Here is a 10,792-nt window from a genome sequence, read left to right as displayed (position 1 = left end):
CAGCCCCGGCAGGGGATGAAACAAGGGATGCACCAAAAACAAAAAATCTAGAGGACACCCCAAAAAAATCCACCGCGCCACCGCCCCCGTCCACTTCTATAATCCGCGCCACAAGAACCTTCTTTGGAGACCCGCAGGATGCAATCCCTCCATCCTCCCAAGCACCTTCCGGCAGCGACCCTGCCTGAGCTGACGCTGCGCGGCATGATCCTCGGCGCGATCATCACCGTGATCTTTACCGCTTCAAACGTCTACCTGGGCCTGAAAGTCGGCCTGACGTTCTCATCGGCAATTCCGGCAGCGGTCATTTCGATGGCAGTGCTGCGCATGCTCGGCGGCACGAACATCCTTGAGAACAACATGGTGCAGACGCAGGCGTCTGCGGCCGGGACGCTGTCTTCGATCATCTTCATTCTGCCCGGGCTGGTGATGATCGGGCACTGGCAAGGCTTCCCATTTTGGCAAACGTTTGGAGTCTGCATGGCGGGCGGCATGCTCGGCGTGGTGTTCACGATTCCGCTGCGCCACGCGATGGTGGTGCAAAGCGACCTGCCCTATCCCGAAGGCGTGGCGGCGGCAGAAATTCTGCGCGTGGGCAGTGGCGAGCCAGCGGACGGTGAAGCCGCTGCCGATGACGACGCTGTTCCCGCCGCCACCGGCATGCGCGATCTGGCAGCGGGTGGCATCGTCGCGGCCATCGTGGCGTTTGCCACCAGCGGCCTGCGCTTGCTCGGAGAAGGTGCGAGCTGGTGGTTCGCTGCGGGCGCCGCGGTGGTGCGCTTGCCCATGGGTTTTTCGACTGCGCTGCTGGGCGCGGGCTATCTGATCGGCCTGGTGGCGGGGCTGGCCATGCTGGTGGGCCTGGTGATCGCCTGGGGCATCGCCGTGCCGTATCTGACGTCCATCACGCCGATGCCGGCGGGCAAGGCGCTCTCGGCTTTTGGCACGGATGTGTGGCGCACGCAGGTCCGTTTTATCGGCGCTGGCGTGATTGCGGTGGCGGCCGTGTGGACGCTGGGCACGCTGATCGGCCCGGTGGTGCACGGCGTGAAGCGCTCGTTTGGCAGCCTGCGCCCGAAGGCTGATGGCGCGCTGCGCACCGAGCAGGACATGGCGCCGCGCTGGATTCTGCTGGTCACGCTTGCGATGGTCGTGGTACTGGTGATCACCTTCGCCGCATTTCTGGCGCCGACCATGCTGTCGGCCGGCTCGCGCTGGACGCTGATCACGTTCGCGGTGATTTTTGCGGTGGTGTTCGGCTTTCTGGTGGCGGCGGCGTGCGGCTACATGGCCGGGCTGATCGGTTCGTCGTCGAGCCCGATTTCGGGCATCGGCATCATCGCCATCACCTTGGTGTCGCTGCTGCTGTTGGCCATCGGCGCGGACAACGGCATCGTGGGCTCGCCCGAAGCGAGCAAGCTGGGCATTGCGCTGGCGATCTTAACAACGTCGGCCGTGGTGGCCGTGGCGACCATCTCCAACGATAACCTGCAGGATCTGAAGACCGGCTGGCTGGTCGGGGCCACGCCGTGGCGCCAGCAGGTGGCGCTGCTGATCGGCTGCGTGGCGGGTGCCGCGGTCATCTCGCCGGTGCTGGAGCTGCTGTATAACGCGTATGGCTTTCCGGGTGCGCTGCCACGTGCCGGCATGGATGCGGCGCAGGCGCTGTCGGCTCCGCAGGCGACGCTCATGACAGCCATCGCCACCGGCATCTTCACGCACCAGCTGCAGTGGAACATGGTGATTGCAGGCATCGTCATCGGCGTGCTGCTGATCGCCGTCGACTGGGCGCTCAAGCAACGCGGCGGCGTTGCGCGGCTGCCGGTCCTGGCAGTGGGCATCGGCATCTATCTGCCGCCGACGGTCAGCACGGTGCTGGTGGCCGGTGCGGTGCTGGCGTGGATCATCGAAAAGATTCTTGCCAAGCGCGCGCAGGCGGCCGGCGTGCCGTACGAGCGCTATGCCGAGGTGCCGAACCGCCACGGCGTGCTACTGGCGTCGGGCCTGATCGTGGGCGAAAGTCTGGTGGGTGTGCTGATGGCGGCAGTGATCGGCAGCACGGGCAAGGATGCGCCGCTGGCCATCGTGGGGGCGTCGTTTGAAGGCACGGCGCAATGGCTTGGGCTGATCGTCTTCGCCTTGGTATGCTGGGCCTTCGCGCGCCGCGTACTGGCGGTGCGTCCGACTCATTGACCCCATCACGCAACATGCTGCTCCGCGACGCAACGCAGGCCGACCTTCCGGCCATCCTCGCCATCTACAACGACGTGATCGCCAACTCCAACGCGATCTACACCGAAACACCCGTCACGCTGGAAGACCGCACCGCGTGGCTAGCCTTGCGTGCCACGCAGGGTTATCCGGTGCTGGTCGCCGACGATGATAGGCAGGTGGCAGGCGTTGCATCGTTTGGGGATTTCCGGCCCCACCCGGGCTTTCGCACCACCGTCGAGCACTCGGTGCACATACACCGCGACTGGCGTGGCCAGGGGCTGGGCAGTCGGCTGGTCGAGGCGCTGTGCGAACGTGCCGCTGCCCTGGGCAAGCACCTGATGGTGGGCGCCATCGACGGTGGCAATGCGGGCTCGATTCGCCTGCATGAAAAGCTCGGCTTCAAGGAAGTGGGCCGCATGCCCGAGGCCGCCATCAAGCACGGTCAGTGGCTCGACCTCGTGTTCATGCAGCGCTGGCTGGAAGCGCCGGGAACGGTCCGAAGCGACTGACCGTTCTTCGATGATGCGTCAGGCGGGCTGCGTTGCCGCCTGTGTCCAGCGCCCGCAACCGCGTCGCACGGTCTCGTGCAGGTTGCGGGTTTCACGTTGCGCCGCGCGGATCCATTCGGCATCGGCGTCGCGCGCCTCAACCACCTCCCGCACCATATCCAGCGCACCTTCGGACGACAGCGCCTCGGCATGCGCCGACAGCAGCTTGCTTGTTTCCAGGATGTGATCGGCGAGCGCGCCGCGGTTGCCCGTGGCCGGGTCGACGTATTCGCCCGCCAGCCCAAACCGGCATGCCTGGAAGCGGTTGAAGGTGTAGACGAGGTAATCGTCTTCCACGGGCATGAACGGGCGATCGAGCAGCAGCCAGCGCCCCAGCGCCTGGATATACGCGGCGATGGCGGCGGCGCGTTCGACGGTCAGCGGGGTGTCCATCACGCGGACTTCGATCGTGCCGAATTCGGGCTTGGGGCGGATGTCCCAGTAGAAGTCCTTCATGCTTTCGATCACGCCGGTGGCGTGCATCTTGTCGAAGTACGCGATGAAGGCGTCCCACGTCAGCACGAACGGCGCGCGGCCCGACATCGGGAAGGCGCTGACCGAATTCATGCGCGCTGAAGCGAACCCGGTATCCACGCCTTGCACGAACGGCGACGACGATGCCAGCGCAATGAAGTGCGGCACGTAGCGCGACATGGCGTGCAGCAGGTACAGCGCATCGTCGGGATTCGGGCAGCCCAGGTGCACGTGCTGACCGAATACCGTGAACTGCTTGGCGAGATAACCGTACAGATCCGAGATGTACTGATAGCGCGGGGATTGTGAAATCTGGCGCTGGCTCCACTCCTGGAACGGGTGGGTGCCTCCGCCGCAAATGCCGATGTTCAGCGCAGTGGCGGCTTCGGCCATGCGGTCGCGCATCTCGCGCAACTGCCAGAGCGCCTCGTCGTGGCTGTGGCAGATGCCCGTGGAGATCTCGATCATCGAATCAGTGATCTCCGGCTTGATGTCGCCGGGGTATTCCTTGCCCTTGAGCATGCGCAGCAAGTCTGGCGACGCCGAGGCGAGGTCGTAATCATGGCGATTGACGAGCTGCAGTTCCAGTTCGACGCCAAACGTAAGCGCCTCGGATTTCGAGAAAGGTTCGAGGGACATGGAGGCCTCTTAGCGATGTTCGTTGTCTTGCCGCACCTCGCCCGCCCAGCGCAGGGATCGTGCAGTCAGGATCGGCGCAGCAATCTGCTGGATCGCCAGCGTGCACAGGATGATGGCCACCAGCGGCCCCCCGGTCTGCGGGTACAGCGCTGCCGTGTCGTGCATCAGCAGCCAGGACAGTCCCGACATGGGGCCAAGCGCCAGGCCTAGCGCAACGCTCTGCCGCATCGACAGCCCCGAGAACGAGCCGAGCGCCGTCGTGGCCGCCAGCTTGGCAATGAAGCGCGAGAGCACCAGCGCCACCGCCGCCACACCACCGATGACCCAGTCCGACGCCTTGAGCGGCAAGCCGAGCGACACGATCATCACCACAATCAGGATGCTGCCCGCGCTGCCGAAGTGCGAGGGCCACACGCGCGGGTGATCGTCCTGGTGCTTGAACACGACGCCTGCGAGCAGCAGCGTGAGCGGTACCGACAGCTTGAGCAGCTTGGCCATCGCTAGCGCAAACAACACCAGGCCCACCAGCACCAGGAACGCGTAGTGATCGTCACCCGCCATACGGTGATACAGCGCATGGCCCGCCTTGCCGACCACCCAGGCAAGAAGCACGGAACCTGCCAGCAGGTAGAGCGGGTGGATCAGCGCCGCAGCCCAGTGGCCGTACTCGCTATGCAGCCAGCCGGCGGTGAGGGGCACCAGCACGCTCGCGTAGATGCTGTTGAGCGCGCCCAGCGAGAGCAAGCGCTCCGTCACCTGGCCTTCTGCTCGCAGTTCGTTCTTGAGTTGCAGGAGCACCGTGGGGGACGTGGCCACCGCGATGGCGCCGGCGGCGACTGCCACCGGTGTCGCCACGCCAAACAGCTGCAGTACCCAGGTGACCAGGCCCCAGGTCAGCAGGCTTTCAAAGCCGCTTGTGAGCAACAGCCAACGATTGGCGCGCAGCCACTCGAACGACAAGCGGTGCCCCAGCTCGAACAGCGCCAACGCCAGCGCCATCTCGATCAGGATGTGGGTCTGCTCTAGCATGTCGGCGTCGATGAGCGGGCGGCCGAGCACGCCGGCCACCAAGCCCGCCACCGCGTAGCCGACGATGCGCGGCAGCTTGAGCGCCGCGCGCGCAAACTCGCCGCACAACGCCGCACCAACCAGCGCCAGCCCGATCCAGAAAAGGCCGCCGGGAGCGGGCGGCCACGAAGGGAAGAGATCGTGAAGTCCTGTCATGGGCGACATGGTACCCGAAGCCCCCATCCGGGAAAGTCAGCCAAGCACTGACACGCGTTAGAGCCGCGTTACACGATATTTAATAATAGATCGGTGATTTTCGACACAAAAAGCGACAACTCTGTGTTTGGAACCTGAGACCGCCGGCAAAGAAAAACCGCCCCGGAGGGCGGTTTCCATACTGCAAATGGCTGAGAGCCGGTCGGATTACTTGCCGCCGACGCTCTCCAGCGGCGTCCACTTGCCGCCGGTGACCTTGTAGACGGTGATGCCGCCATCCTTCAGGTCGCCCTTGTCGTCATAGGCGTAGTGCTTCGCGGTCACGCCTTGCGTGTTCGTGGCAGCCAGGATGGGCAGGTACTTGGCCGGGTCGGACGAACCGGCAGCCACCATCGCCTTCATCAGGGCCATCGCGCCGTCGTAGGCGTACGGCGAGTACGTCTGCACCGGCGTGCCGAAACGCTTCTCATAGCGGGCCTTGTAGCCAGCGCCGCCCGGCATCTGCTCCAGCGGCAGACCGGCCAGCGATGCCACCATGCCTTCCGCGGCTTGCGGGCCGGCCAGCTTGATGAAGTCGTCGGTCTTGGACATTTCGCCCGACATCAGCGTGGACTTCATGCCCAGCTCGCGCATCTGCTTGAGCAGCGGCGCCGATTGGCCTTCGGCGCCACCGTAGAACACGGCATCCGGGTTCTTGCTCTTGATCTGCGTGAGGATCGCCTTGAAGTCGCTGGCCTTGTCGTTCGTGAATTCGCGACGCACGATGGTGGCGCCGGCGGCCTTGGCAGCCTTCTCGAACTCGTCGGCCAGACCCTGGCCGTAGGCCGTGCGGTCATCCACGATGGCGATGTTCTTGTAGCCCAGCTTCTTGACGGCGAACGTGCCGACCACCGAACCCTGCTGGGTGTCGGAAGTCATCATGCGGAACGTCGTCTTGTAGCCCTGCTTGGTGTATTCCGGCGCGGTTGCCATGGCGATCTGCGCGATGCCGGCTTGGTTGTACACGCGCGACGCCGGGATGCTGGTACCCGAATTGAAGTGGCCGAGCATGCCCTTGATGCCGCTGTCCACCAGCTTCTGGGCGACTGCCGTACCGGTCTTCGGGTCAGCCTGGTCGTCTTCTGCCATGAGCTGGAACTTGACTTCCTTGCCGGCGATCTTCGGGTGCGTGGCATTGAACTCTTCGATGGCCAGGGTCGCGCCGTTCTTCATGTCCGTGCCGTATTGCGCTTGCGGACCCGACATCGGGGCAGCAAAGCCCAGCTTGATGACTTCCTGGGCCGATGCGGCCGTCATTGCACCACCCGCCAGCGCGCACAGTGCTGCCGCCACCCACAGTTGCTTCAATTTCATTTGTGCGTCTCCTAGTTCAAACGCAATTTGGATCAATAGCGCGACGGGATCACCGTCGCCCTCCTCCCGCTTCGCATCCCATCCGCACCCGTCGTGCGCATGGAACCGCGAATCCTGCTCATGCTCCCCGTCAGCCGATGGTCATCAGGCTGGCGTTGCCACCCGCGGCGGCCGTATTGACCGACAGCGAACGCTCGATCAGCAGGCGCTCCAGCGCCAGCCCTTCCCCGCCATGCGGCAGGCCTTGCACCCCCACGATCGGGCCGGCACGCCGTGCCAGTCCTTCGCAGATGGCGCGCAGATGGTCCGAATCGCCGTGATGCAGCACCGCATCAAACGCCGCTTCGTCGGTCGAGCCGACCACGCGGACGCGCGATTGTACTGCCGCCGGCAAGCCCCGAAGTACTGCTTCGATGGCAGGGTTTTCCTGCACAACGGCCAGGCTGCCGACAGCCAGGATGGCGGCGAGCTGGCGCAGCCAATCCGCCGGATCGGCCGCCACGCACAGCACGGCTTCGCGCGGCAACAGCGTGTAGGTGTTGCGCTCGCCGGTCGGGCCGGGCAGCGTGGCGGTGGCGCCCGTGGCCGAGGCTGCAGCCAGGCGCTCGCACAGCGAGGCCAGTTCCGGCGATTGCTTGCGAGCCCATTCCGTCAGCGCATCGAACGGCGCCAGCAGCGCGCGGCGCGCATCGGTATCGACCTCCGTACCCGCGCCTGCGGTCAGTTGCAGCGCGGTGCGCATGGCGTCCTGCGGGCACGTCGACAGCAGGCGCAGCAGATACAGCGGGCCGCCGGCCTTCGGGCCCGTACCCGACAGGCCCTCGCCACCGAACGGCTGCACGCCCACCACGGCGCCGACGATATTGCGGTTCACATACAGGTTGCCCACGTGCGCGCGGTCCACCACGTGCGCGATGGTCTCGTCGATACGCGTGTGGATGCCCAGCGTCAGCCCGTAGCCCGTACCGTTGATCTGCTCGATCAGCTTCGTCAAACCGGTGTTGTCCGCCGAACGCTTCCAGCGCACCACGTGCAGCACGGGACCGAAGATCTCACGCGTCAGGTCCGACAGGCTGTCGAGTTCGATCACCGTCGGCGGCACGAAGGTACCGTGCGCGCACGCAGCCGGCACCGGTGCCTGGTGCACGCGGCGGCCCTTGGCACGCATCGCTTCGATGTGGCCGACGATGTTGTCGCGCGCTTCAGCGTCGATCACGGGGCCGACATCCACCGACAGGCGATCCGGATTGCCCATCGCCAGTTCGGCCATGCCGCCCTTGAGCATCGCGAGCACGCGGTCAGCAACGTCGTCCTGCAGGCACAGCACACGCAGCGCCGAGCAACGCTGGCCCGCCGAATCAAACGCGGACGACAGCACATCGGCCACCACCTGCTCGGCCAGCGCGGACGAATCGACGATCATCGCGTTCTGGCCACCGGTCTCGGCAATCAGCGGGATCGGCGCGCCGTTGGCATCGAGGCGGCCGGCCAGCGTGCGCTGCAGGATGCGCGCGACTTCGGTGGAGCCGGTGAACATCACGCCCTTGGTGCGCACGTCCTTCACCAGCGCTGCGCCGACGGTCTCGCCGCGGCCCGGCAGCAGTTGCACGGCACCGGCCGGCACGCCGGCTTCGCGCAGGATGCGCACAGCCTGGGCGGCGATCAGCGGGGTCTGCTCAGCGGGCTTGGCGAGGACCGGGTTGCCTGCAGCCAGCGCAGCGCTCACCTGGCCGGTGAAGATTGCCAGCGGGAAGTTCCACGGGCTGATACAGACCACCGGGCCCAGCGGGCGATGCGTGTCATTCGAGAACCCGCCGCGCACCTGCGCTGCGTAATAGCGCAGGAAATCGACGGCTTCGCGCACTTCGGCAATCGCATTGGACAGCGTCTTGCCCGCCTCGCGAATGATCAGCCCCATCAGGTGCTGCATCTCGCCTTCCATGAGGTCTGCTGCGCGATCGAGCAGTGCGGCCCGTGCCTCGGGCGGCGTGGCTTGCCAGATCGGGGCGGCAGCGGTGGCGGCCGACAACGCGGCATCCACATCGGCTTCGGTGGCTTCGGTCACGTGGCCGACCACGTCACGCAGGTCCGACGGATTGCGCACCGGCTGCCGAAGTTGCGATGGCCCCCCCACGTAAGGCGCATCGCCGATGGTCGGCTCGGCCGACCAGACGGTGCTGGTGCCGGCAAGAAGGGCGGACGACAACGACGCCAGGCGCTGCTCGTTCGCCAGGTCGATGCCCGACGAGTTGGCGCGAACGTCACCGTAAAGGGCGCGCGGCAGCGGAATCTTCGGATGCGGCAGGCCGAGCGTCCCTTCATCGGCGTGCATCTTTTCCACCACCGCCACCGGGTCGGCGACGAGGTCGTCCAGAGGAATCGACTCGTCCGCGATGCGGTTCACGAACGAGGTGTTGGCGCCGTTTTCCAGCAGACGGCGCACGAGGTAGGCCAGCAGCGTTTCGTGCGTACCGACCGGCGCGTAGATGCGGCACGGGCGGTTCAGCTTGCCCGGCTTGTTTCCGACGACCTGCTCGTACAGCGGCTCGCCCATGCCGTGCAGGCACTGGAATTCATATTGGCCGGGATAGTAGTTCTGGCCGGCCATGTGGTAAATGGCCGCGAGCGTGTGCGCATTGTGCGTGGCGAACTGCGGGAAGATCGCTTCCGGCGCGGCCAGCAGCTTGCGCGCGCAGGCCAGATACGACACGTCGGTGTAGACCTTGCGCGTGTAGACGGGGTAGCCCTCCAGGCCGTCGACCTGGGCGCGCTTGATCTCGCTGTCCCAATACGCGCCCTTCACCAGGCGGATCATCAGGCGATGCTTGCTGCGACGGGCCAGGTCGATGATGTAGTCGAGCACGAACGGGCAGCGCTTCTGGTAGCCCTGCACCACGAAGCCGATGCCATTCCAGCCAGCCAGCTCGGGCGCAAAGCACAGGCGCTCCAGCAGGTCGAGCGACAGCTCCAGGCGGTCGGCCTCTTCAGCGTCGATATTGATGCCGATGTCGTATTCGCGGGCCAGCATCGCCAGCGCCTTCACGCGCGGATACAGCTCGTTGATGGTGCGGTCGTATTGCGCGCGGCTGTAGCGCGGGTGCAGCGCCGACAGCTTGATCGAGATGCCCGGCCCTTCGTAGATGCCGCGCCCGCCCGAGGCCTGCCCGATCGCGCGGATCGCCTGCTCGTACGACGCGAGGTAGCGCTGGGCGTCTTCCTCCGTCATCGCGGCCTCGCCGAGCATGTCGTAGGAATAGCGGAAGCCCTCGGCCTCGAACTTGCGCGCGTTGGCCAGTGCTTCAGAGATGGTTTCGCCGGTGACGAACTGCTCGCCCATCAGGCGCATCGCCATATCCACACCCTTGCGGATCAGCGGCTCGCCGCTCTTGCCGATGATGCGCGTGAGCGCCTTCGACAGCCCGGCTTCGTTATGCGTGGCGACCAGCTTGCCCGTCAGCAGCAGGCCCCAGGTGGCGGCGTTCACGAACAGCGACGGGCTCTGGCCCAGGTGCGAATGCCAGTTGCCGTTGCTGATCTTGTCGCGGATGAGCGCGTCGCGCGTGGCCTTGTCGGGAATGCGCAGCAGCGCCTCGGCCAGGCACATCAGCGCCACGCCTTCTTGGCTCGACAGCGAAAATTCCTGGATGAGACCCTGCACCAGACCTTCGCGGCCGGTGCCGACCTTTTGCGTGCGGAGCTTGCCGGCGAGGTCTCGTGCGAGTTGCTTGGCTTCCGAGGCGAGCGCGCCCGGCAGGCGGGCCTGCTCCAGCAGCATCGGAATGGCTTCGGTTTCCGGCCGACGGTAGGCGGCGGTGATGGCAGCGCGCAGGACCGACTGCGGTTGCACGCTTTGCGCAAATTCGAGGAACGGTTGCACCGCGGGCTCGTCACCCTCGTGCACGTCCGAGACGGCTGCGGCGGCGGACGGGAGGCCATCCGCCGCCGTGCCGTTTGCGTCAGTTGGCAGCTGCCCCCGCTCCACTTGATCCAGATACGTGAAGATCGCCTGCTTGATCAGCCAATGCGGCGTGCGGTCAATGGACTGCGCAACGCGCTTGAGGCGTTCACGCGAAGCATCGTCCAGCTTGACCCCGAGGGTGGTTGTAGCCATGTGGGTTCCTATCCAGAGCTGCCATTGCCTGGCTTGTGGCCGGCAAATCGGGCGGATCATACGCCCGGGAGTCTCGAAGGTGCAACCTAGTGAAACCCCTTGGTTCGAAATGGGTAGATGGTGGTGCAACCGCAGAGGCGGTTGGGGGACTTTTGGGCGACTTTTATTGTTTGGTGGGCGGGTTTTTTTGCTTTTGGTGCATCTCTTGTTTCATCCCCTGCCGGGGCTG

Annotated in this window: 6 protein-coding genes; 2 read left to right on the top strand and 4 right to left on the bottom strand. The window is 65.6% G+C overall.

Annotated elements, in window-relative coordinates; all coding sequences use genetic code 11:
- Positions 1-138 precede the first annotated feature (138 nt).
- Both AAHM38_RS24775 and AAHM38_RS24770 read left to right on the top strand, forming a co-directional pair.
- Entirely contained in the window at positions 139-2,193 is a 2,055-nt protein-coding gene (locus AAHM38_RS24775; RefSeq protein WP_015855921.1) for an OPT family oligopeptide transporter, read from the top strand.
- A gap of 14 nt (positions 2,194-2,207) precedes the next feature.
- Positions 2,208-2,723 carry a GNAT family N-acetyltransferase gene (locus AAHM38_RS24770; RefSeq protein ID WP_015855922.1) on the top strand — a complete coding sequence of 172 codons (516 nt, stop codon included), beginning with the start codon at positions 2,208-2,210 and terminating at the stop codon, positions 2,721-2,723.
- Between the two features lie 18 nt (positions 2,724-2,741).
- Here AAHM38_RS24770 and AAHM38_RS24765 read toward each other — a convergent pair whose 3' ends face one another.
- From AAHM38_RS24765 to putA, 4 genes are all read right to left on the bottom strand, one after another.
- On the bottom strand, positions 2,742-3,875 hold the full coding sequence (locus tag AAHM38_RS24765) for a YbdK family carboxylate-amine ligase (RefSeq protein ID WP_015855923.1): 1,134 nt from the start codon (positions 3,873-3,875) through the stop codon (positions 2,742-2,744).
- A 9-nt stretch (positions 3,876-3,884) separates the two neighbouring features.
- A complete protein-coding gene (locus tag AAHM38_RS24760) occupies positions 3,885-5,108 on the bottom strand; it encodes a cation:proton antiporter (protein WP_041668409.1) in 1,224 nt (407 codons plus the stop codon).
- Positions 5,109-5,306: 198 nt separating this feature from the next.
- On the bottom strand, positions 5,307-6,452 hold the full coding sequence (locus AAHM38_RS24755; RefSeq protein WP_015855925.1) for a branched-chain amino acid ABC transporter substrate-binding protein: 1,146 nt from the start codon (positions 6,450-6,452) through the stop codon (positions 5,307-5,309).
- Between the two features lie 130 nt (positions 6,453-6,582).
- Positions 6,583-10,563 (bottom strand): trifunctional transcriptional regulator/proline dehydrogenase/L-glutamate gamma-semialdehyde dehydrogenase, encoded by a 3,981-nt coding sequence (gene putA / locus AAHM38_RS24750; RefSeq protein ID WP_015855926.1) that lies wholly within the window; start codon positions 10,561-10,563, stop codon positions 6,583-6,585.
- Positions 10,564-10,792 lie beyond the last annotated feature (229 nt).

The sequence above is a fragment of the Ralstonia sp. OTU4908 genome, assembly GCF_038440115.1.
In the GTDB taxonomy this organism is placed as follows: domain Bacteria; phylum Pseudomonadota; class Gammaproteobacteria; order Burkholderiales; family Burkholderiaceae; genus Ralstonia; species Ralstonia pickettii.
Note: the sequence above shows the minus strand (reverse complement) of the source record. Positions and strands in the feature narration are given on the sequence as shown.